The sequence below is a fragment of the Natronococcus sp. A-GB1 genome (assembly GCF_029688845.1).
In the GTDB taxonomy this organism is placed as follows: Archaea; Halobacteriota; Halobacteria; order Halobacteriales; family Natrialbaceae; genus Natronococcus.
Genome location: NZ_JARUKW010000007.1, coordinates 46357 through 68619, shown reverse-complemented (window position 1 = coordinate 68619; position 22263 = coordinate 46357). Strand labels below are relative to the sequence as shown.

Annotated in this window: 21 protein-coding genes; 8 read left to right on the top strand and 13 right to left on the bottom strand. The window is 64.7% G+C overall.

Annotation, left to right across the window (positions count from 1 at the left end; genetic code table 11):
* Positions 1 to 4: 4 nt before the first annotated feature.
* The 4 genes from QA600_RS09735 to QA600_RS09720 are packed head-to-tail and all read right to left on the bottom strand — an operon-like array spanning position 5 to position 7709.
* Positions 5 to 2032 carry a SpoVR family protein gene (locus QA600_RS09735; protein WP_278291746.1) on the bottom strand — a complete coding sequence of 676 codons (2028 nt, stop codon included), beginning with the start codon at positions 2030 to 2032 and terminating at the stop codon, positions 5 to 7.
* The gene (locus tag QA600_RS09730; protein WP_278291745.1) at positions 2025 to 3359 is read right to left on the bottom strand and encodes a YeaH/YhbH family protein; all 1335 of its coding nucleotides are present in this window, start codon (positions 3357 to 3359) and stop codon (positions 2025 to 2027) included. The genes QA600_RS09735 and QA600_RS09730 overlap by 8 nt, the downstream gene beginning before the upstream one ends.
* Positions 3350 to 5635, bottom strand: a complete 2286-nt coding sequence (locus QA600_RS09725) for a kinase anchor protein (RefSeq protein ID WP_278291744.1) — start codon at positions 5633 to 5635, stop codon at positions 3350 to 3352. The genes QA600_RS09730 and QA600_RS09725 overlap by 10 nt, the downstream gene beginning before the upstream one ends.
* Position 5636: 1 nt before the next feature.
* Positions 5637 to 7709, bottom strand: coding sequence for a serine protein kinase PrkA (locus QA600_RS09720; RefSeq protein ID WP_278291743.1), 2073 nt, complete (start codon positions 7707 to 7709; stop codon positions 5637 to 5639).
* Between the two features lie 555 nt (positions 7710 to 8264).
* Here QA600_RS09720 and QA600_RS09715 point away from each other — a divergent pair.
* The gene (locus tag QA600_RS09715; protein WP_278291742.1) at positions 8265 to 8675 is read left to right on the top strand and encodes a DUF5820 family protein; all 411 of its coding nucleotides are present in this window, start codon (positions 8265 to 8267) and stop codon (positions 8673 to 8675) included.
* A gap of 229 nt (positions 8676 to 8904) precedes the next feature.
* Here the strand turns inward: QA600_RS09715 and QA600_RS09710 are convergent, their stop codons facing one another.
* Positions 8905 to 9228 carry a hypothetical protein gene (locus QA600_RS09710; RefSeq protein ID WP_278291741.1) on the bottom strand — a complete coding sequence of 108 codons (324 nt, stop codon included), beginning with the start codon at positions 9226 to 9228 and terminating at the stop codon, positions 8905 to 8907.
* On the opposite strand from QA600_RS09710, the gene QA600_RS09705 reads away from it, so the two are divergent.
* From QA600_RS09705 to QA600_RS09695, 3 genes are all read left to right on the top strand, one after another.
* Entirely contained in the window at positions 9218 to 9340 is a 123-nt protein-coding gene (locus tag QA600_RS09705) for a hypothetical protein (RefSeq protein ID WP_278291740.1), read from the top strand. The genes QA600_RS09710 and QA600_RS09705 overlap by 11 nt on opposite strands.
* Positions 9337 to 9654, top strand: coding sequence for a DUF5783 family protein (locus tag QA600_RS09700; RefSeq protein ID WP_278291739.1), 318 nt, complete (start codon positions 9337 to 9339; stop codon positions 9652 to 9654). The genes QA600_RS09705 and QA600_RS09700 overlap by 4 nt, the downstream gene beginning before the upstream one ends.
* Positions 9655 to 9731: 77 nt before the next feature.
* Positions 9732 to 10583: a translation initiation factor eIF-2B gene (locus QA600_RS09695; protein WP_278291738.1), complete on the top strand. Its 852-nt coding sequence runs from the start codon at positions 9732 to 9734 to the stop codon at positions 10581 to 10583.
* Between the two features lie 36 nt (positions 10584 to 10619).
* Here the strand turns inward: QA600_RS09695 and QA600_RS09690 are convergent, their stop codons facing one another.
* A complete protein-coding gene (locus QA600_RS09690; protein ID WP_278291737.1) occupies positions 10620 to 11315 on the bottom strand; it encodes a ThuA domain-containing protein in 696 nt (231 codons plus the stop codon).
* Positions 11316 to 11645: 330 nt separating this feature from the next.
* Between QA600_RS09690 and QA600_RS09685 the strand changes: the two genes are divergently transcribed.
* Entirely contained in the window at positions 11646 to 12779 is a 1134-nt protein-coding gene (locus QA600_RS09685; protein ID WP_278291736.1) for a Gfo/Idh/MocA family oxidoreductase, read from the top strand.
* A gap of 352 nt (positions 12780 to 13131) precedes the next feature.
* On the opposite strand, the gene psmB is transcribed toward QA600_RS09685, so the two are convergent.
* Both psmB and QA600_RS09675 read right to left on the bottom strand, forming a co-directional pair.
* Positions 13132 to 13863: an archaeal proteasome endopeptidase complex subunit beta gene (gene psmB, locus QA600_RS09680; RefSeq protein ID WP_278291735.1), complete on the bottom strand. Its 732-nt coding sequence runs from the start codon at positions 13861 to 13863 to the stop codon at positions 13132 to 13134.
* A 171-nt stretch (positions 13864 to 14034) separates the two neighbouring features.
* On the bottom strand, positions 14035 to 14208 hold the full coding sequence (locus QA600_RS09675) for a hypothetical protein (protein WP_278291734.1): 174 nt from the start codon (positions 14206 to 14208) through the stop codon (positions 14035 to 14037).
* Positions 14209 to 14480: 272 nt separating this feature from the next.
* Here QA600_RS09675 and QA600_RS09670 point away from each other — a divergent pair, with 272 nt between their 5' ends.
* On the top strand, positions 14481 to 14834 hold the full coding sequence (locus tag QA600_RS09670; protein WP_005555691.1) for a DUF555 domain-containing protein: 354 nt from the start codon (positions 14481 to 14483) through the stop codon (positions 14832 to 14834).
* Positions 14835 to 14884: 50 nt separating this feature from the next.
* On the top strand, positions 14885 to 15424 hold the full coding sequence (locus QA600_RS09665) for a CBS domain-containing protein (RefSeq protein ID WP_005555689.1): 540 nt from the start codon (positions 14885 to 14887) through the stop codon (positions 15422 to 15424).
* 30 nt (positions 15425 to 15454) lie between these two features.
* Here the strand turns inward: QA600_RS09665 and QA600_RS09660 are convergent, their stop codons facing one another.
* Genes QA600_RS09660 through QA600_RS09640 form a run of 5 tightly spaced genes read right to left on the bottom strand, consistent with a single transcriptional unit; the run spans position 15455 to position 20195 of the window.
* Positions 15455 to 16153: an ABC transporter ATP-binding protein gene (locus QA600_RS09660; RefSeq protein ID WP_278291733.1), complete on the bottom strand. Its 699-nt coding sequence runs from the start codon at positions 16151 to 16153 to the stop codon at positions 15455 to 15457.
* Positions 16153 to 16932, bottom strand: a complete 780-nt coding sequence (locus QA600_RS09655; protein WP_278291732.1) for an ABC transporter ATP-binding protein — start codon at positions 16930 to 16932, stop codon at positions 16153 to 16155. Before QA600_RS09655 ends, QA600_RS09660 begins: the two co-directional genes overlap by 1 nt.
* Positions 16932 to 18047, bottom strand: a complete 1116-nt coding sequence (locus QA600_RS09650) for an urea ABC transporter permease (RefSeq protein ID WP_278291731.1) — start codon at positions 18045 to 18047, stop codon at positions 16932 to 16934. The genes QA600_RS09655 and QA600_RS09650 overlap by 1 nt, the downstream gene beginning before the upstream one ends.
* Positions 18044 to 18925 carry an urea ABC transporter, permease protein UrtB gene (gene urtB / locus QA600_RS09645; RefSeq protein ID WP_278291730.1) on the bottom strand — a complete coding sequence of 294 codons (882 nt, stop codon included), beginning with the start codon at positions 18923 to 18925 and terminating at the stop codon, positions 18044 to 18046. Before urtB ends, QA600_RS09650 begins: the two co-directional genes overlap by 4 nt.
* Before the next feature lies 1 nt (position 18926).
* A complete protein-coding gene (locus QA600_RS09640) occupies positions 18927 to 20195 on the bottom strand; it encodes an urea ABC transporter substrate-binding protein (RefSeq protein ID WP_278291729.1) in 1269 nt (422 codons plus the stop codon).
* 477 nt (positions 20196 to 20672) lie between these two features.
* On the opposite strand from QA600_RS09640, the gene QA600_RS09635 reads away from it, so the two are divergent.
* On the top strand, positions 20673 to 22085 hold the full coding sequence (locus tag QA600_RS09635; RefSeq protein ID WP_278291728.1) for a zinc ABC transporter substrate-binding protein: 1413 nt from the start codon (positions 20673 to 20675) through the stop codon (positions 22083 to 22085).
* The last annotated feature ends 178 nt before the right edge of the window (positions 22086 to 22263 follow it).

Sequence of the window (22263 nt, the reverse complement as noted above, 5' to 3'; positions counted from 1 at the left end):
CCAGCTAGGCGAGCCAGTCCTCGGGCTTGGTGTCGTAGTCGACGTCGTCGGCCGCGAGATGGTCGACCTCCTCCCAGGCGACGCTCTCGGTCGTCACCTCGCTGCCGTCGTAGCGGATGAGCTTCCCCCGTTCCTCGGGCTCCGGCTCGCGGTTGCGCCGCTTTGCGACCTCGATGTCGTGTTCGTCGACCTCCTTGACGATCGTCAGCAGGTTCACTGGCCGCCCCCAGAGCTCGAAGATCCGTTTTAAGGTCTCACGGGCCTGGCCCAGATCGAGCATGACGCCGTTGTACTGGTGGCCCAACAGGAGTTCGTTGGCGTTGTTGTAGTTGCCGTCGTAGACCGCGATCGTCGGCTTCCCGAAGTTGGTGAACTGCAACAGGAGCTTCTTCTTGACGTCTTCGGCGGCGTCGCTGGCGACGTGGAACTGTCCCGTCGCCTGGGAGTGTTCGTAGGTGAAGTAGTTGTTCTCCGTGATGAACTCCTGGGTGAGGAACTCGTCGAGGAAGGTGACGTCGTTGTGGCTCTCCCGGACGTCGTACATCCGATCCCAGCCCGCGGCGAAGTCGACGTCTTCGAGGGCCTCCTCGACCGAGGCGTAGCGCTCGTCGTCGAAGAGGTACCGGCCGATCCGCTCGAGTTCGTTCTGGTTTGCTCGGCTCAGGAAGCCCCGATGCTGGCGTTTGACCAGCGAGTAGTGCCGGCGGGCCAGCCCCTCGTAGCTGAGTACCTTCCAGGGGTAGCGCTCGACGTCGATCTCACCGTCGCGAGCGCGCTCGAGCGCCTCGCGGTCGAGCCACTCGTCGGGCAGCTCGGCGAGTTCGTCGAGCCCGTCGGCGTCGATGCTCGCGAGCGCCGCAGGCGGCTCGAGGGTCTCAAGCACCGCGTCGAAGTCGACGACGTCGGCCAGGTTACGCCAGGAGATCCCCTCGACGCGCAGCAACCGTTCTAAGACCTCGCGGCGATTGGTGGTGTTCTCGACGTACTCCCACAGCTCCATGCCGAGGCTGTATGGGTTGAGGCCACCCGATGCCAGGACCTTCGCCATGTGGTCGGCGTAGTTCAGGAACTCGTCGTCGCCGGCGAAGCGCTCGTCGGTCATCATCGTCGACTCCCAGTAGGCGGCCCACCCCTCGTTCATCACCTTCGTCATCTTCTGGGCGGCGAAGTAGTACGCCTCCGCGCGCATCATATCGAGGACGTCGCGCTGCCAGGGCTCCATCTCGACGGCCCGACCCGCCTCCTCGTCGTATTGTTTCCCGTGTTCACGGACGAACGACAGCACGTCCTTCTCGGGCTTTTCGGGGAAGTTGACGGGGCCGTCCTCGCCCTCGAGCTTCTCGAGCCACTCGTCGTCGAACACCTCGCCCTTGATCTCCTCGGAGAGGCCGAGCTCGTCGAGTTTCGCCGCCAGGTCCTCGTCGATCTCCTCGGCGGGACTGTCGGTCTCGAGCCGGCGGCTGAACACCTGGTGCTGGTCGATGTTGTCCTCGAGGCTGAGACAGTGATCGATCCACTTCTCGACCTCGGCGCGTTCGATCTCGGGGTCGGACATGTACTCGTCGATCGCGCGAGCGTGGCGCTCGAGCATCGCGGCGGCGTTGACCTGCCCCTCGTCGGACTGACCGCGGGTGAAGAGGCCGAACCACTCGTTTTTCGCGAAGAAGTCGGAGTGGGCCTCGACGTGGGTGATAACGGCCTTCTGGTCGGCCAGCGTGTTCGACTCCTGTAAGAAGGCGTGGGCCGGGTTGTCGTTGTTGACGATCTCAAAGGCCTTCCCGCCGCCGTACTGGCCCTGTTTCTGCTGGCGGTCGTACTGCATGCCCCACCGCCAGTGAGGGTACCGCGACTGGAACCCGCCGTAGGCGATGAGTTCGTTCATCTCGTCGTAGTCGACGATCCAGTACTTCACGGGGTAGGGATCGAGACCCAGCTTCTCGGCGAGGTTGCGCGCCTCCCGGACCGGCTCCTCGAGGTCGCTCGCGATCGCCTGTTTGCGGAACCTGTCGGCGTTGGAGTTCGAGTTAGTCATCTGCATCACCTTCCGTGCTGAGGATGTCGTAGATCGCGTCGGTTACGTCGTCGGCGCCGTTGACGTACGCCACCGCGACGTCCTCGGCGTCCCGGCCGAAGTGGCGCTCGAGCTCCTCGGCGTGGGTGGCGTTGATCGCGTTGCCGCTGGGCTGGGTCTCGACGTAGGCGTGGAGGTTCGCCGGGATCGACTCCATCAGCGGGATTACCCGCTCCTCGGTGTCGTTCGAGGAGTTCTCCGAGTCGCCCGCGGCGAACACGTAGCGGTTCCAGTCGCTCCAGGGGTACTCCTCTAACAGCTCCTGGGCCAGCTCGTACGCGCTCGAGATCTTTGTTCCGCCGCCGCTACGAATGCCGAAGAACTCCTCGCGTTCGACCGCCCAGGCCTCGGCGTCGTGGGCGATGTAGACGAACTCGGCGTTGTCGTACTTCCCCGTCAGGTACCAGTCCAGCGGGGTAAAGGTGCGCTCGACGAGCTCGCGTTTCTTCTCGCGCATCGAGCCCGAGACATCGCGGATGTTGACCACGACGACGTTCTTCTCCTTCTCCTCGATGATCTCGGGGTGGCGATACCGCTCGTCTTCCCGCCGGAACGGGACATGTTTGATCCCCTCGCGGCGGATCTTCCGCTGGATCGGTTCGCGCTCGACGTTCGCCTCGAGCTCCTCGATCGAGGCCCACGTGCCGCGTTCCTCGGGTGGAACGTCGTCGTAGGCGTCCTCGATCCAGGCCATCGACACCGGGATGCTCTCGCCGCGGGCCCACTCGAAGACGTCGCGCGGGCCGAAGTCCTCGACCTTGCAGACCTCCCGCAGGAACTCCTCGTCGAAGTCCATCGCGAGCTTGCGCTTGAGCCCCTCCTTGAACATCCGCTCGAAGTCGAGCGTGCTGTCGGGACCGGTGCGGGTGAGGTCGGTGAACGGCCCCTCCTTCTCCTCGACGACCTTCTTACCTTTCGGCTCCAAGTCGAGGCCGAGTTCCTCGTCGAGTTCCTGTGCGAACTCTTCGGGGTCCATCTCGTAGTACTCGTGGTCGCCGCCCTCCTCGCCGGGCTCGTCGCCGTCGCCATCGTCGTCGCCGTCACCCGGCTGGGGCTGTGGCTGGCCGACCGGCTGGCCGACGTCTGGGGTGTCGCCATCGCCCTGGCCGACGCCGCCCTGATCCCGACGGTCGTACTCGAACTCCGGCAGCGAAATGATCTTGACCGGGATCTGGATCTGATCGGGCCGGCCGCCACCGAGGTCGCCGTACTTGATGAAGTCGGCCAGATCCTCGCGACGCTGTTCGCCTACTTCGCGGAATCGCTCGAGGTCGTCTCTCAGTCCCATCTGTAACACACCTGTCCCATGACGTGTCTGCTGGTCAGTTCGGCCGACGCAGGGGAGTAGTCGAACTGCTCGACCATCGTCTCGATCGTCCGTTCCTTGACGGTTTCCGTCTCGGTCCCGCTTGGGGGATCGTCCCACTGGCGCGGATCGAAGTCCTCGAATGTTCGTTCGACGTCGTCCCAGTCGTGGCTCTCGAGGACGGACTTGATCACCGGAATCGCGGTGAGATCGACGTCCTGGACCGAGAAGTCCTCGTCGCGGTGTTCCCACGCGTGGCGGTTCAGCGAGGTGATCACCTTCTCCCGACGGAAGTTCCGCACGCTCTCTCTGGGGAGGTTGCCCTCGTACTCGGCCTCCGAGAAGCGCCCGAGATGTTCGACCTCGAACAGCTTCATCTTGAGCGGGTCTGGCTCGACGCGCTCGCCGCGGTCGTTGTGAAGTGGCTCATCGGTCTCCCAGGCGTAGACGTGTTCGACGTACTCGGCGACGGTCTCCTCGTCGACGCGCTTCTCGTGCATGATCGCCTCGATGACGTCGCTTTCCTGCTGGTCGAAGACGTAGTTCTTCACGGGAACGACCCGGTTCTCGAACTCCGAGCGTTCGCCCGTCGAGAACACGGGGGCCTCCGAGAGCCCCTCGGCCATCGCGTTCAGCACGTCGCGTGGCATGACGACGTTCTCGACCGCCAGCTCCGAGTGGTGGCGGTCCCGGTCGGTCTGAAGCAACTCGGCGAGGGTATCTCTGGTGTACGTAACGGGGATCCCGCCGTCGCCGTCGCGGCCGTCGCCGTCGAAGTCGAACTCGTCTTTTTCGCGGCGGCTGTCACCTTCCTGGAGGTAGCCCTGATCGTAGATCATCGCCTTGTCGACGAGATCCAGTCCGTTGGGCAGGTCCTCCTGATCGAGACGGGTGACGACGGCGTACAGCGCCGCGGCCTCGAGCGCGTGGGGAGCGAACTCCTGGCGGCTCGGCTCGCCGTCCCGATCCTTGACGGTCACCGTCACGGGCTCGCGGATGCGGTCGGCGAGGACGAGGTAGTGGTCGGCCTCCCAGACCGACGTCTCGTTCGTCAGCTCCCGCCGGATGAGTTCGGTCTCGAGACTCAGGTTCGTCAGATAGCCGAACTGGTGGCGGTCGAGCCGCCGTTTCAGTGCTTTCAGCGGGTCCATTCCGTTGCGATCGGAGTGCTGGTTGAGCTGCGCCTCGAGGTCGGGGTTCGAGATGATCAGCATCTGCGTGTCGATATCCATCCCGATCCCCTGGTCGAGTTTCACCGACTGCTCGTCGGGGACGTTCAACAGTTTCTGGAGCAGGTCGGCGTGTTGGGCCGCGTCCTCGACGATCGAGAGCACGCCGTTGCCCTGCGAGAGCACGCCGTCGTAGCTAAACGCCTGCGGGTTCTTCCGACCTCGCGAGTCCAGCTCCTGAAGCATCCCGTGCATCCAGGAGCCGACGAGGCGTTCCTTGGGTCGGCCGTCGTCCTCGCTGTGGAGGACGCCGACGCCCTGGCCGATGTCGACGACGTAGTTCTTCACCCGGAGGTGCTGATCGTCGGCGATCGCCGAGAACAGCGCCTCCTTCCCCTCGCGGCGGTAGTGTTCCTCGAGGTAGCCGTACGCCTCCCGGGAGAACGGGTCGAGTGCGGCGTCGACCCGAACCGGGACGTGGTCCTCGAGATCGTCGTTCAGCTCCTCGAGTAGCTCCTCGCGGACCGCGTCGGGGAACACCGACAGCGGGTGGGCCTGAACCGGACTCTCGTACCAGTGAGTGTCGTCGACGGTGGCCGGATCCGCGCCGTAGCTCAGCCCTCGCTCCTCGACGTCGGCCGTCGTGATGTTCCACTCGACGGTGTACCGGCGCCCCTCGGGCGTTTTCGAGTACTCGCGCAGGCCGTTGACCAGACAGCGCTTGAGTTCGGATTTGCCCGTCGCCGTGGGCCCCTCGAACCAGATGATCTTCTCGTCTTTCGCCCGTCCCGCGGCGATCGATCTGAGGTCGTCGACGAACCTGTTGAGCACCTCGGTGTTGCCCAGAATCGCGTGCTCGCCGTCGTTGTGCGGGTCGTCGAAGAAGCGGTAGCGCTCCTTCTCCTCACCTTCCTCGACGACGGTTCGGGTACCGGCGGCCTCGATCGCCTCGAGCAGGTACTTCGAGGCGTGGGAGGCGATCGTCGGGTTCTCGAACACCCGCTCGACGTAGGTCGCGAGGCTCATCGGCTCCTCGTACGTCTCCTCGAGCGTGCGGTCGGCCTCGTCGACGTAGTCGCGTTCGGTCATGTTAGTCTTCCATCTCGGCTTTGGCGACCTCCGCGCCGGCGAACTCGAGTACTTCCTTGGCCCCCTCCTCGGAGTAGCCCTGTTCGATCAGCGCGTCGATCCACGACGAGCGCTCGTCGTCGTCGAACTCGTTGGCGCTCACCAGCGCCGAGAAGTTGATGTTGTGCTTCTTGTCCTCCCAGAGCTTGCGCTCGAGCGCGCGACGCAGCCGTTCGTTGTCCTGGGGGTTGAACGCCTCGCCCTCGCGGGCCCGGCGGGAGACCCAGTTCGAGACCTCCTGGCGGAACGACTCCTTGCGGTCCTCCGGGATGTCGAGTTTCTCCTCGACCGACCGCAGGAACGTCTCGTCGGGCTCCTGCTCGCGGCCCGTGAGTTCGTCCTCGATCGTGTCGTCGTCGATGTAGGCCATCACGTGGTCCATGTACTTCTCGCCCTGGCGCTGGATCTCGTCGAGGTCGTAGGCTAAGGCGTGGCGGACGTCCTCGATGGCCCGCTCGCGGTACTCCTCGCGAACCGTCTCGAGGTAGCGGTAGTACTTCTCGAAGTTGTCCTCCGGGATTGAGCCGTGGTGTTCGAGGTTCTCCTCGAAGAAGTTGAACACCGTCAGCGGCGAGAGGAAGCCCCGGGAACGGTGTTTCGAGTCCATGATCGCCTCTGCGATCTCGTCGCCGATGAACCGAGGCGAGACCCCGACCATCCCCTCGCCGATTTCGGCCTTCTCGGCGGCCTCCTCACGGAGCTTCTTCGTGTCGATATCGTCGCCCTCGTCGATCTCGCCGTTGTACGCCTTCGCCTTCGAGAGAAGGTCGACGGTTTCGGTGTCGGGCTCCTCGATCCGCGTGAGCACGCCGAACAGTCCCGCCATCTCGAGGGTGTGAGGTTCGACGTTGATGTCGGGGACGTCGGCGTTGTTCAGCATCTTGTCGTAGATGAGCGACTCGTCCTCGTAGGACAGCACGTACGGGAAGTCGATCCGCTTGGTGCGGTCGTTGAAGGCCTCCATCTTCTCGTCGCCCTTCTTGTCCTTGTACTCGGGCATGTTCGTCCGCCCGACGATCACCTGGTCGATGTCGATCCGCGGGTTGCTCTTGGGCTTGATCGTCTGTTCCTGGGTCGCGTGCAGGAAGTCGTAGAGGAACTCCCGCTGGAGCTTCAGTAGTTCCTCGCCGGAGAACACCCCGCGGTTGGCGTTACAGAACGCCCCCGAGTAGTCGAACGCGCGCGGGTCGCTCTCGCCGTAGATGGCGATCTTCGAGTAGTTGACGTCGCCGGTCAGTTCGGTCTCGTCCTGGTTTTTCTTGTCCTTGGGTTCGAACGTCTCGAGGGCCTGGCGCTTGTTCTCGTCGGCGACCAGCCGGATGATCTCGACGTGGTTCTCCAGGACCTGCTGGAGGTCGTCCTCGTAGTAGGCGAGCAGCTTGTCCATGTAGAACTCGCTCTCGGGGTCCAGCGCCTGCTCGTTCTGGATCGTGTAGGGCGCATCGAGGACCTCGTTCAGGTCGTCGATCACCCGCTGGCGCTGCTCCAGTGGCAGGAGGACGAGCGGATCCTGGTTCATCGGCGAGCGGACGACATCGTCGGCCGGATCCTGGTCCTGGATGACGTCACAGAGGTTGGTCCACCGGAAGGTGTACATCCGCCCCTCCTCGCGGAGGGTGTAGTCCTCGAAGTACTTCCGGACCTGCTTGTCGAAGTGGGACTTCCCCGACCCCACCGGACCGAGGAGGAGCTTGATCCGCCGTTCGGGGCCGAGCCTGCGAGCGCCCGATTTCACCTTGTTGACGAACTCGTGGATCGACTGGTGGATCACCCTCCCGTAGAAGGTGTTCTCGCCGTTGCCCAGCGGGTCCTCGGAGGCGAGTTCGTACTCCACGACCCCCTCGGTCTCGTCGTAGCTGGTGCCGTAGTAGTCGAACATGTCCGCCACCCGCTGGTGGGCGTTGCGGGTGATCTTGGGGTCCTCGTAACACTCCTCTAAGTACCAGTCGAAGGACTTGGTCTCCCGCAGGTCTGCGGGCATCGATTCCTTGTAATCCGTACTGAGTTTCTCGAGCGTCTCGATGTCACCGTTCATGGTATCATTGCCAGTTTCGGTCTCCCCCGTCGTATCGGAACGTCGCTCGACCGGCCTGACCCGTCGCGCGGCCGGACCGTCAGCGATCCGTCGTTTCGGACGACTCGACACGGACGCCACGTTCGACGTGCGCTGCGAACCGCTTGCAGCACGCGCGAACCGGCGCGGGCGGCATCGTGTCGTGCCATATGTGATCGGGTACCACTACCGTCGCCGAGAGCCGGGGTGTCGGGTTCGGTCGACGGGTGCGCCGGGGACGGGCGCGAAGTGGATCGGTCCGGCGAACGGATACCGATAGTATTTAATGAGTGAGTAATCCATCTACTTAAAGTTAGCCCCAAAAGGTATTTACCAGTACATGTTTTCATACCACTTTCGGAGAAATATAGTTGGTTGGGTAGAGTTCACATACCAGGGCTCCCGTCCAGTTATATAACTGGCCTGCTTGCAGCACACGGGATGGCCGGTGCGCGGCGGACGAGCGCTTAAATACGTCGCCGAAGCGGACGGTCGGCGGGCGACGCCCATTTAGGACGGTCGCGCCTACGACCGACCATGAGCGACCTCGAGTCCCTTCCCGAAGCCTGGTCGGTCTGGTCGGTCGAGGACGACGGGCGAGTCGTGCTCGCGTACCGACCCGACGTCTTCGACGGCGAGGAGTTCCCGGCGGCCTGTCTGCCGACGCTGTACCTGACTCACGGAAAGCGAACGCGCAGACCCGGAACCAACCCCACCGACCGAACCCTCGAGCAGGACTGGTTCGTCACCTTCTACCTCGAGCCGGACGTCTCGCTGAACGAGACGAACCGGTTCGAGACGCGCGCCGAGGGACTCGAGCGGACCGTGGAGCTCGCCCGCCAGTTCGACGACGGCGAGATCGACTACCGGGCGCTGTACCAGGTCCCTCGAGAGGCGTACTTCGATCGACTCGACGACCTCACCGGATCGAACGCGACGGAGTCGTAACGCAGAGTCCGTCGCGATCGTTACATAGAGCATGCGTATGGAACACTGCGGGAAGTGCCGAGCATCCGTGAGCGAAGCGGAACGGTTCACCGCCGGAGCGGGGTGAAACCCCGCGACGGCGGCCTTTTTTCATCGAAGTTTTTTGCCGGGGGTTGAGGCTGACGCCAAAGGCGTCAGCCGATGCTCCCGGTAAAAAAGTTCGCTGTGCGTAACGGTTCGGCCGGAGAGTTTACGCATTAAAATCGAACCGTGGGCCGCCGTACGTCGGCGGATCGGGCTCGAGTTCGATCCCGTGTTCGTACCGAACGAAGTTGAGGTAGAACGGTCGGCCACAGCCCTCGACCGGTTCGCCCTCGAGATCCGTCGTCGGGCCGTCCTCGCCACAGACGAAGGCGATCCCGTCGGCGGCCTCTCGGTCGGGATCGTCGGGGTCGGTGTACTCCCAGCCCGGCTGTGCGAGTTTCGTGACCGAGCGGTCGGCGAGATCCGGCGGGCGCTCGAGGCTGTGGACCGCGTCGCAGTGGGGACAGGTGTAGCGGACGGTGACGCTCATCGACGGCTCTAGGGAGTTCGAAGACGTAAGCCTACGGGACGGGTTCGCGGGGTCGCCGTCAAAACGGTCTTCCGAACCGTTTACCGACTCGCTGCCCGACGAGGGGATATGACCGAGTTCGACCCCGAGCAGTTCGACGAGAAGTACGTCCACTACTTCGAGGAGCTCGAGACGGCGTACTCGAACGCGTACAACCAGCTCCACGGCCAGTACGACTCCGAGATCCTCCGCGCGATCGATCGAAAGGTCCTGAGCGAGAGCGAGCCCGTCTACCTCGGCGAGGGGGAGTTCCGAATCGACCTCCCCGAGGAGCGCGTCGAGACGGTTCGGGCCGCGGTCGGCGACCCCGAGCAGTTCGACGCCGTCCTCGAGGAGTTCCGCGAGCGCATCGCAAACGAACTGGTTCGGACCTTCGAGTTCGACTGACGAGCGCCCACTCCGTCCCGCCGTCGGCCCGCGAGACACCCGGAACACCTTTTGCGGTTACGGGAATTCGTAGAGGTATGATCGACGAGACGGTCGAGGAGATCAAGGACCTGCAGACGCACAGCTCCTCGGTGGTTGCCGTAAACGCGACGCGAGCGCTCGAGGAACTGCTCGAGCGGGAGTTCGCCACGCTCGAGGAGTACGAACGGGCCCTCGAGCAGAACGGGTCGGTGCTTCGTCGGGCGAACCCCTCCCACGCCTCGCTACAGAACGCCGTCCGGGAGGTCGTCGGCGACGTCACCGAAGCGGACGTCGACACCGTCGACGAAGCGAAGCGACTTACCCAGGAGCGGATCGACGCCGTCGTCTCCAAGGTCGAAGCCGGCAAGGATCTGGCCGCCGAGAACGCCGTTTCCCACCTCTCCGACGGCGCGACGCTGTTGACCCACGACTACTCCTCGACGGTGCTCGAGGCCCTAGAACGGGCCGTCGAGGCCGGCAAGGAGTTCGACGTCTACATCACCGAGGCCCGCCCGCGCTACATCGGTCGGAAGACCGCCAGGACACTCGCCGATCTCGAGGGCGTCGACGCGACGCTGATCACCGACAGCGCCCACGGACTCTACCTCGAGGACTGCGACCGGGTGCTCGTCGGGATGGACTGTATCGTCGACGAGACGCTGTACAACCGGGTCGGAACCTTTCCCATCGCCGCGACGGCGGCCCAGCTCGATGTTCCGGTCACCGTCGTTGGCTCGGCCTCGAAGATCGTCGAGGAGGGGTTCGTCTTCGAGAACGAGTACCGACCGGGAAGCGAGGTCATGTCCGAGCCGGCCGAGGGGTTCGCGATCGAGAACCCCTCCTACGACGCGACGCCGATCGGGTTGCTCGAGAGCGTGATCACCGACGAGGGCCGCCAGGTGCTGTAGCGGGGCTCGAGCCGATTCGATCCAGCATCGGTGCCCTCACTCGCGCTCGCCGAACGTCCGCGGCGAGCCCGCCGTCGGGCTCGCCCAGTCGACCGCGTTCCGGAGGACCCGCTGGATCTCCTCGTTCTCGTAGATCGGATAGGTCTCGTGGCCCGGTCGGAAGTAGAAGATCTGGCCGTTCCCGCGTCGGTAACAGCAGCCGCTGCGGAACACCTCGCCGCCCTCGAACCAGCTCGTGAAGACGAGGCGGTCGGGCTTGGGGATGTCGAACGGCTCGCCGTACATCTCCGTCGTCGGGAGCTCGATCGACTCCTCGAGCCCGTCGGCGATCGGGTGGCCGGGGTCGACGACCCACAGCCGCTCGCGACCGCCGTCCTCGCGCCACTGGAGGTTACACGTCGTCCCCATGAGCCGCTTGAAGACCTTCGAGAAGTGGCCGGAGTGGAGGACGATCAATCCCATCCCCTCGAGCACGCGCTCCTGGACGCGGTCGACAATCTCGTCGTCGACCTCGTCGTGGGCGATGTGGCCCCACCAGAACAGGACGTCGGTCGACTCGAGGACGTCCTCGGTGAGCCCGTGTTCGGGCTCGTCGAGGGTGGCCGTCCGCACCTCGTGGTCGTCCTCGAGGACGCCCGCGAGGGCCTCGTGGATCCCGTCGGGGTAGACCGCGGCGGCGTTCTCGTCCTCCTGCTCGTGTCGGAACTCGTTCCAGATCGTGACTGCGACCATCGGCGGAAGCTCCAGTCCCGACGTCCTTAGCTGGACCGATCGCCCCGGTTTGCGTCCGCGACAGCGGGTGACAACAGACGGTTTCTTCGCGCAATCGCGACGTCGACGGCGGTAATGTCGGTGTTCTTTCCGTATTCGTCGGTGGTCACACGCCCGAATACTGTAGTGAAACGTATATGACTCCGTGTTGTACACATTTTCGGGACACAATACTTATCTCGATCGCTGCCCGCGTTGCGATATGAACCGGGATCGCACGCAAACGACAGCGAAATTCGGGGTTTTTGAGGAAGAAACGGAATCGACGGGTGAGAAACGGGGGGTTTCCCGGTGATCGACGCCGAGATCGGCGTCGGTATCGTCGGCCTCGGCGGGATGGGGCAGCTCCACGCTCGCAACGTCGAGGAGTTCGGCGCCGACGTCGTCGCCGGTGCCGACCTCGTCGAGAACCAGCGCGAGGCGTTCGCCGCCGAGTTCGGGGCGACGACGTACGAAACCCACGAGGGACTGGTCGTCGACGCGAACGTCGACGCGGTTATCGTGACGACCCCCAACCGGTTTCACGAGCCGATCACGGTCGACGCACTCGAGGCCGGTAACCACGTTCTCGTCGAGAAACCCCTCGCTCACACCCTCGAGAGCGCCGAACGAATCGCCGACGTCGCGCTCGAGGCGGACGGGATCTGCATGGTCGGCTTCCACAACCGCCACGCCGCCTCGATGGCGATGTTCGACGAGCAACGTGACCGCTTCGGCGAGCTCACCCATGTCGAGGCGAACTACGTTCGACGGCGCGGCGTTCCGGGCCCCGGTTCGTGGTTCACCGATCCCGACCTGGCCGGCGGCGGCTCCCTGCTCGACATCGGCGTCCACGCGATCGACCTCGCGCTGTACGCGATGGAGTTCCCCGAGGTCGTCGAAGTCAGCGGCGTCGCCCGCTCGACGTTCGGCATGGACGACGACTACGCCGACCCCGACGGCTTCGGCGACGCCTGGGACGGGACCGCCGAGACCTACGAGGTCGACGACTCCGTCAGCGCCTTCATCCGCTGTGCGGACGGGCGAACGATCTCGCTCGAGGCCGCCTGGGCGACGAACCGCGAGCCGAGCATGGACTTCCGGGTTCGGGGCACCGACGCGGGTGCCCAGTTCGATATCGGTTCGACCGATATGGAGATTCTGGAGGCCAGTACGGCCGGCTGCGATCACTACGCCGACGTCGATCTCACCGGCGACGCCTCGCTGACGGGCCACCAGGAACAGGACGCCCGGTTCCTCGAGACGATCGCCGCGGGCGTCGAACCCGAGACGAACACGGTCGAGGAGGCGCTGACCGTCCAGCGCGTGATCGACGCGATCTACCGCTCGAGCGAGACGGGCCGAGCACAGCGCATCGAAACCGTCGACCTCGCGGAGCGTGAGGCGGCCGGCGCCGAGGTCGAGGCGCCTCAACAGACGGATTGAACCGGTAGACCGCGCGACGTCGTTTTCGCCCGATCGGTAGCGTCCTGAAGGTCGGTACGTCGATTGTTCCGGCCGTCCTTTTCGGCAGTTCCTCGCAGAGCACTGTCTCCCACAGAGACGCGTCTGCGGGCATCACTCGCCAACGCGGGTCCCGGCACGTTTTCCACCCTTCAAGGAGTCGGTCGTCTCGCCGGGAACGACGTCAGCCTGGCGACCACCCATACTGACGGTCGGTTCGAGGACGGTCGCAGCCTCCGGAACTGCATCGGCCGTCCCGACCGAGGGTTCGACGGACGAGATAGACGCGACGCTTGCGGGTCGAAAAGAACGAAAGAACGGAGCGGCAGTCGCGTTATATGACTTCGTCGAAGTCGTGGTGGCCCTCGATCTCGACGCCCTCGTCGGTGATCTCACAGAGGAAGACGCCGTTCCCGGAGCCGGTGTCGCGCTCTGCAGCGGACTTGATGCCGCGGGCGGCGACCGTCTTGGCCTCGTCGTTGGACATGTCGTCGTCGTAGGCCTGCTCTAGGTGACCGTAGGCCAGCTGCATCCCGGAGCCGGTGACTGTGTAGTCGTCCTCCATGACGCCGCCTGCGGGGTCGATGCTGTAGACGTGGCTGCCTTCCTGGTCGACGCCGCCCAGGATCGGGTGGATAGCGAAAAACGGACCGCCGCGGGCGAAGTTCCCCGCGAGCGTCGCGAGCGCGTCGATGCTCATGACCTCGCCGCGACGGGCCTCGTTGAGGTTGACCTCGGCGCGGAGGCTCTTGATGAACGACTGGGCGCCGCCGACGCTGCCGACCATCGTCAGCGCGCCGGTGGGGTGAATCTGCTCGACCTTCTGGACGTTCTTGTTCGAGACGAACCGGCCGCCGAGGCTGGCGCGCATGTCCGTCGCGATGACGACGCCGTCGGCGGTCGTGATGCCGATCGTCGTCGTTCCGGTCTTGTTGACGTTGTCGAGATCGGACGCCGAGATGTCGTTCTGTGGCAGCGAGCCGAGTTCGGGTTCGTAGGGGTTCATTTCGGCCGACAGCTGACTGCTCGTTCGGGAAAAGTCCGAGTCGTGAGTAGGCGTACGCATTGACCGAAGGTTACGGCCGGGACCATATAAAACATCGGCGGTAACAACCCTCGTTTCCGCTACCGACGGTCCGTACGGCATCGTGGCTCGAGGGCGGGTTGTAGCCGTCGGGAACCGTGGCTCGAGAGCGGGTTGTGGCCGTCGCGGACGGGCGGAAAACGATCGCTTAGTTCACTCCCGGCGGACCTCGTCATACGCCTCGCCGACGTTCTCGATCAGCCGGTGCAGCGGGAGGGTGTAGCCGACCTGTCGGGTCGCCATTGCGAGCGGCATCGCGAGGATGCCGACGACAATGCAGAGCTGGTACAGTGCGAACAGCGTCGCGTGGTACACGCGGGATTTCATCGACGTTCACGCGTTGGGAGATCGAGGGAGTATATAAGTGTTCTTGCTCGGAAGAGAGTGTAACGATCGGTAGTGTAGAACGAGGTCGACGCTGTCTTGCGATTAAAGCTGGCTTGTGTACCGAACAACTTCGCCTGTCTCCCGACCGAGATTCGGCTATCCAGGTTCGAATCGACGCGGTCAATTCTCGTAACTTATGCGCATTATCGGCTTCGCGTGCGCGCCGCGGTCGGAATCGCAAAGCAGGAAACCCCCCGGGCCGACCATCCGGTATGGGAAACTACCTCGTCGGGATGGAAGCAGCGTGGTTGGTTCGTGACGTCGACGAGATCGACGACGCGATCGGCGTCGCGGTCAGCGAAGCCGGAAAGCGGCTCAACAGCGAGGGCCTCGAGTACGTCGAGGTCGAGGTCGGCGCGACGGGCTGTCCGGCCTGTGGCGAACCGTTCGACTCGGCGTTCGTCGCGGCCGACACCGCACTCGTCGGACTGGCTCTCGAGATGGAAGTGTACAACGCCGATAGCGAGGAACACGCCTCCCGGATCGCAAAGAGCGAGGTCGGCGGCGCCCTGCGTGACGTTCCGCTGTCGGTCGTCGAGATCGTCGAGACGGCCGAGGACGAGTAGCGAGCCGGACCACCCAAACACCTTTCTATAACCCGTAGTTATTGGGTCGTATGGAGCTGCCGACGCCAGCGGACCTGCGCCAGCGCCGCACCGAACTCGGGTTGACCCAGAGCGAACTCGCCGAGACCGCCGAGGTCTCCCAGCCGCTGATCGCCCGGATCGAGGGCGGCGACGTCGATCCCCGCCTCTCGACGCTTCGGCGGATCGTCAACGCCCTCGAGACGGCCGAGAGCGACGTCGTTCGCGCCGAGGATCTGATGAACGAGGCGGTCGTCAGCGTCGCCCCCGACGAGGCGGTCGCCGAAGCCGCCCGCAAGATGGAGGAGGAGGCTTACTCCCAGCTCGCGGTGATCCAGGACGGTATTCCGGTCGGCTCGATCAGCCAGAGCGACCTCGTCCATCTCGACTCCGAAGCCCGCGACGAGCCGATCGAACAGCACATGAGCGAGAGCTTCCCGACCGTCTCGAAGGACGCGACGTTGGACGAGATCAGCAACCTGCTCGAGCACTACAAGGCGGTGATGATCACCGAGGCCGGCGAGACGGTCGGGATCATCACTGAGGCCGACGTCGCCGCGCGCTTTTCGTAGCCGAGGGCGATCGACTCGAGCCGGAGCGGCTTAGACCGCGAGGTACTCCGTCACCGCCTCCCGGGACTCGAGTCGATCGCCCTCGAGTTCGTCGACGATCGTCCCCTTGTCGATCGCGTAGCAGCGTTCGGCCAGATGCTGGACGACGTGGAGGTTCTGTTCGACGAAGAGGATCGTCGTTCCGAGCTCCTCGTTGACCCGTTTCAGGTCCCGCGTGACGTCCTGGACGATCGAGGGCTGGACGCCCTCGGAGGGTTCGTCGAGCAGGAGGAGTTCGGGGTTGCCGACGAGCGCGCGGCCGATGGCGAGCATCTGACGCTGGCCGCCGCTCATCGTCCCCGCCTCCTGATCGCGGCGCTCCTCGAGGATGGGGAAGTAGTCGTAGACGGCCTCGTACTGCAGCCGATCGTCGCCCTCGTTGATCGTTTCACCCATCCGCAGATTCTCCTCGACGGTCAGCTCGGGGAAGACGTCCCGGCCCTGCGGAATGTAGCCGATTCCGCGACGGGCCCGGACGTCGGCCGGCTCGTCGGTGACGTCGGCCCCGTCGAAGCGGATGCGTCCCTCGTCGACCTCGAGCAGACCCATGACGGCCTTGACGAGCGTCGTCTTGCCGACGCCGTTTTTCCCCATGATGCCGACGATCTCCCCCTCGTCGACGCCGACGTCGACGCCGCGGAGGATCGGTGTCTTGCCGTACGACGTGTGCAGGTCGGTAAGTTCGAGCATCAGTGATCCTCCCCCAGGTAGATCCGCTTCACTTCGGGATCAGCCTTGATCTCCTCGATGGGGCCCTCCCGGAAGATCGAGCCCCCGTCGAGGACCGTGACGCGATCCGCGATCGTTTCGACGAAATCGATGTCGTGTTCGATGACGATCAGGGCGACACCGTCGTCGTCGGCGATCTCCCGGAGGAGTTCCGCGATGTCCGCGGTCTCCTCGATCGAGAGCCCCGCGACGGGTTCGTCGAGCAGCATGAGCTTCGGCTCCATCGCCATCGCCATCCCGATCTCGAGTCGCTGTTGTTGGCCGTGAGAGAGCTCCCCGGCGACGGTCCCCCACTGCTCGAGCAGGTCGAAGCGCTCGAGGATCTCGCGCGTGCGGGCGTCGAACGCGTCGGGCTCGACGACCTGCTGGAGTGGTATCCGCAGGTTTTGGGCCACGGTCAGCCCCTCGTAGACGCTCGGAACCTGGAACTTCATGCTGATTCCGCGTCCGACCCGCTCGTGGGACGGCAACCCCGTGATGTCGGCGCCGTCGTAGTAGATCTCACCGGCCGTGGGAGCGAGTTGGCCCGTGAGCAGGTTGAGGAACGTGCTCTTGCCGGCCCCATTGGGGCCGATGAGACAGCGCAGTTCTCCTTCCTCTAGAGTGAAATCGACGGCGTCGGTCGCGGTGAGCCCGCCGAACTCCTTGCGCAGCCCGCGCGTCTGGAGGATCCGCGAGGAGTCCGCGCCGGTTTCGTCGACCGCCGGCGTGGTTTTGACGCTGGGATCGCTCGTCGCCATCAGTCGCTCACCTCCTCGGTGGCCGCGGGCGGCTCCCGTGGAACGGGTGACGGATCGGCGTCCTCGCGGTACTCGAGGACGTACTCGTGGAGCCGTGGGGCGACCCCCTCTGGCATGAGGAGGACGACGATCACGAGCAGCGAGCCGATCAGCACCAGCGCCCACTCGCTGCCCGAGAGCGCGAGCCGGTAGTCGACGAACTGGATCGCGAGCGCGGCGCCGACGGTGCCGAGCAGCGAGGTTCGGCCGCCGACGCTGGCCCAGACGACCGGCAGTGCGGCCGCGGTGATACCGAAGACGCTCGGGTCGACGTAGTTGTTCTGTGTAGTAAACAACACGCCGCCGAGCCCGGCGATCGCCCCGCCGATCGTGAAGACGACGAGCTTGATGAACGTCGTGTCGTACCCGAACATCGCCGTCCGATCCTCGTCCTCGCGGGTCGCGACCATCGCGTAGCCGAACTGGCTATTGACGAGCGCGCGCAGCCCGAGGTAGGTCGCCACGAGTGCTCCCAGCGTCACGTAGTAGTGGCCGAGCAGTCCGATCTCGACCCCGGTCGAGCCAACTCCGACGGCGAGATCCGGAACGCCGCTCATCCCGTTGAATCCGCCCAGCCGGGCGTCGCCGACCGCCCACTCGCCGCCCGCGGTCTGACCCATGAACGTGTACAACACCAGCGCGACGACGAGCGTGAGGATCGTCACGTAGACGTCCCGCACCCCGCCGTAGAACATGAAGTAACCGAGTGCCGCCGCGAAGACCGTCGAGACGGCGATCGAAGCGATGAGAGCGACCGTCAGCCCAGTCAGCGTCGCGACGTTGATCGCGACGATCCCGAACGCGTAGCCGGCGACGCCGAAGAAGGCAACCTGCCCGAAGCTGAGGATGCCGCAGTACCCCCAGATGAACGCGAGGCTCATCCCGAGCAGGGCGTAGGCGAGAAACACCGCGCCGACCTCCGCGGCGTAGAGCCCGAAGAGAACGGGCATCGCCGCGAGGACGGCGACGGCGACCGCGAGGCCGAGCCAGAACGCCGGTGAGTTACCCATCGTGTTCGGCCCCTCGAACGGTCGCCGGACGGCGGCGAGTGGCCCGTCGCTCGAGTCGACGCTCACTGGCCCTCACCCCGGTTCTCGCGCCAGTCGGCGAGCAGCCCCGTGATCCCGTCGGGCATCAGCCGAATGGCGACGATCGCGGCGATCAGCATCGCGACCTGTCCCATGAAGGTGCCGGCGACGTTGGTCACCGCAGCGTTGACCGTGCCGAGGAGGCCGCTGGCGAGGACCGTTCCCACGAGGACGGAGGCGCCGCCGACGACGACCGCGACGAACGCCTCGATCAGGAACCCGGTGCCGTACTCGGGCGTGATCGTCATCACGGGCGCGTACAGCGCCCCCGCGAGGCCCGCCAGTCCGGAGCCGACGGCGAACGTCGACATGTACATCCGGTCGGTGTCGACGCCCATGCTGCGCGCGGTCGCCTCGTCCTGCATCGTCGCGCGGGCGCGGATCCCGAAGTCGGTCCACATGAACAGCGCGTACAGCCCGCCGAGCACCCCGACCGCGACGACCGCGAGGACGAGGTAGTAGACGGGGCCGTCGACGATCGGCAGCTGGCCGAACGGAATCCCGATCCCCGGTGCGGTGTTGCCGAAGACGATCCGCGTGAGCTGGATCATCACGAGACTGATCCCCCAGGTGACGACCATCGAGTCGAGCAGTCGACCGTAGAGGTGGCGGATGATCAGGCGCTCGAGGACGAGCCCGTACACCGCCGTCAACACGACGCCGGTGAGCATCGCAAGCGGCAGCGGAGCGCCGGCGGCGAACGCGAACGTCGTCGCGTACGCGCCGACGAGGATGAACTCGCCGTGGGCGAGGTTGATGATCCCCATCATGCCGAAGATCACCGCCAGCCCGACCGTCGCCAGCACGATGAACGCGAAGATTTCGACGAACTCGAAGCCAAAGTTCAGCAGACCTGCGCCCGCCATCTCAGGCCTCCTCGTAGAACGCTTCTGGCTCGTACTGGGTCTGTTCCGCTTCGCTCGTCAGATCGCAGCCGGCTTCCTGGAGGAAGACCGGCTCGATCGTCCGCGGTTCGTCGAAGCTGATGTCGTGATTCTCGTCGGCGTGTGCGACGCGCATGGTGTGTTCTACGTGGTGTGTCTCGGGGTCGAGTCTGATCTCGCCTTCCGGGGCCTCGACCTCGAGGCCCGACTCGAGGGCCTCGATCACGGCCGACTGCTCGAACGTCCCCGCGCGCTCGACGGCCTCCTTGTAGAGGTAGACCGAGAAGTAGTTGTTCTGCGCTTCCTGGTTGATGTACTCCGCGTCGTCCCAGCGCTCGTAGTAGCGCTCGACGAACACCTCGTTCCGGTCGGTCGGCAGCTCCTCCATGTAGTTGACGCCGGCGTAGACGTCCTCCAGGGCGGGTGGGTCGATCCGCAGGTGTTCGCGCTCCTGGGCCATGTTCGTCGAGGTGCCGACCGGGATGTCGGTGAGCCCGCTGGCCAGGCGCTGTTCGTAGAACGCCGAGTGATCCTGGCCGACGAGCATCGACATCACGAAGTCCGGCTCCGCCGACTGGATGTTGTTGATCGTCGAGCCGAACTGAGATTCCTCGAGCGGGATGTACTCCTCGCCGACGACCTCGGCGCCGTGTTCCTCGGCGATGATCTTCACCCAGTCCCCCGAGAGCTGGCCGAAGTTGTAGTCCGCGGCGACCGTGTAGATCTCGTCGCCGTACGTCTCGATCATGTGGGGGACGACGGCGCCGAGCTGCTGGCGGGCCGTCGCACCCAGCGGGAAGACGGTCTTGTCGCAGACCCCACCCTCGTACTGGGTCGTGTAGAAGTACAGCTGCTCGTGTTCGTTGATCAGCGGCCGGATCGCTTCCCGGGTCGCGCTCGAGTAGCCCGCCCACAGGACGTCGGCATCCTCCTGGTAGATCGCGTGGCGGGCGAGATCCTGGTAGCGCATGTTGTCCGACTGCGGATCGGGCGCGAAGACCTCGAGCTCCTCGCCGAGGAACCCCCCGTCGCGGTTGATCTCCTCGATCGCCAGCAGCGTCGTCCGGTACTTCGCCGTGCCCGTCAGCGCGAACGTTCCGGATCGGTCCTCGAGAACGGCCGCTGTCGGGTTCGTGCCGCCGTCTCCCATTCCGAGGACGGCGCCCTCGCCGACGCAGCCGGCGGTGGCCGCCAGCGAACCGGCCGAGCCGGCCGCGAGCACCGAGCGTCGGGTAAGCGACCGTTCGGTCACGAACACACCTCCGAACACGTATCTCGGCTTGCCAAATATGCTGGTCCGTCAACCAAAAGGCCAAATTCGGGTGACGTTTGTCCAGATATCATCTCTGTTCGTCGGACTCCGCTACTGACATAAAAACGTTCCCTGCCAACAGTACAACGTCTCCCCCGATGGGTAGTCGTCGGTAATGATGATATAATATTGAACAGACGTTATTTTGAATAGCAACCAGACTACGCCCCTCAAATTTTGGACGCGGGCTCGTCCGGATTCAGGATCTCCGTCGAGTTCCTCTGAGCAGCAGGGAGAGCCCTCGACGAGACGAAGCTCTGTACCGAACGCTGCCGACGTTCGAGCCGCCGGCTTCGGCGAATTCTGGACGGACATCGAATACGACTATCGCCGTCGAAACTCAGCCCAACGGCCGTTTTGAGCAGTATTACCCGAGACGAGGGATCTATGAGGAACCGGTGGCGAGCAAGGGTATCGATGAACTACGGACGACGCGACGTGTTAGGTGCGGTGGGTGGGTGCTGTTCGGCCGCTCTCGCCGGCTGTCTGGACGAACCGGCAGGCGACGATGACGCGCCGGACAGCAACCTGTACGCGTCGTTCTTTACACTCGCGGAGTTCACCGCCGCGGTCGCCGGCGACGAAACGGCGGTCGAGAACGCCGTCCCCGACGGCGAACACGGCCACGGCTGGGAGCCGCCGTCGACGCTCGTTCCCGAAATCTCCGAAGCCGATGCCTTCGTCTACCTCGACGCCGAGGGGTTCCAGCACTGGGTCGACGACGCCGCCCCCGAACTCGAGGACGAGTCCGACCTCGCGCTGATCGACGCACTCGCGGGGATCGACCTGCTCGAGTACGACGACGACCACGGCCACGACCACGGTCACGGCGAGGACGACCGCGTCGAAGAACTTGGCGTCAGTGAGTTCACCCTGCTCGAGGACGGCGAGACGGTCGCGTACGCCCACGGCGGCCACTGGCACCACGATCCGTTGGCGCTCCCGCTCGACGAGGGGCGGGCGCTGACTACACTCGTCGAGGAGGACGACGGCGAGGAGATCCCGCTCGGCGACGAGTACTCCCTCGACGTTCGGGCCGAAGGTGACGACGTCGACGCGTTCCTCGAGTACGACGTCGACAGCGATTTGATGACCCTTCGAGGCACCGACGACGGCTTCGCCGAACTCACCTTCGAGGTGCGCGAAGACGACGAGGTCGTCTACGAGGCGCCGGCGCTCAAGACCGAGGTCGGCGAGCACCACCACGACCACGGCGATCACGCGGACGACGACCACGGCCACGATGGTACGGACGACGACGGCCACGGCCATGATCACAGCCACGGCGAGTACGACGCCAAGTTCTTCGCCGACCCCGTCCTCGCTCAGCGCGGCGTCGAGAACGTCCGCGACGGACTCACCCATCTCGATCCCGATAACGAGGCGATCTACGAGGAGAACGCGGCGGCCTACGTCGAGGAACTCGAGGAAATTCACGAAGCCTACGACGAGCGCCTCTCGGAGCGCGAACACGACGCCGTCGTGCTCGCCGGCCACGACTCGTTTCAGTACCTCGGCGAGCGCTACGGCTTCGAGATTCGGACTCCGATCGGGCTCTCGCCCGACGCCGAACCCTCGAGCGAGGAGATCGCCGACACCGTTGCTTTCCTCGAGGACGAGGGGATCGAGTACGTCCTCTGGGACTATTTCGACGGCGACCGCTTAGCCGAGACGATCGCCGAGGAGGCCGACAGCGTCGAGGACACCCTGATGGTGTCGCCGATGGAGAGCACGATCGAGGAGTGGGACGAAGCGGGCTACGGCGACTACCTCGGCCAGATGCGCGAACTCAACCTGCCGGCGTTCGAGAAAGCGCTCGGTGCGGAGTGAGACCGGCCATCGGCAACTCCGGGGTTGTTTATTTATTCCGCTATTAACCCGCCAGTTATTCACTTTTTGAGGATATATTAGGTGTTAGTGTGGACGGGGAGAGGATCACAGTCTATGAACGGTACAGGGGCGCATGTCCGAACAATATTTGTGTTGTACAGGGCCGAATTCACCATAC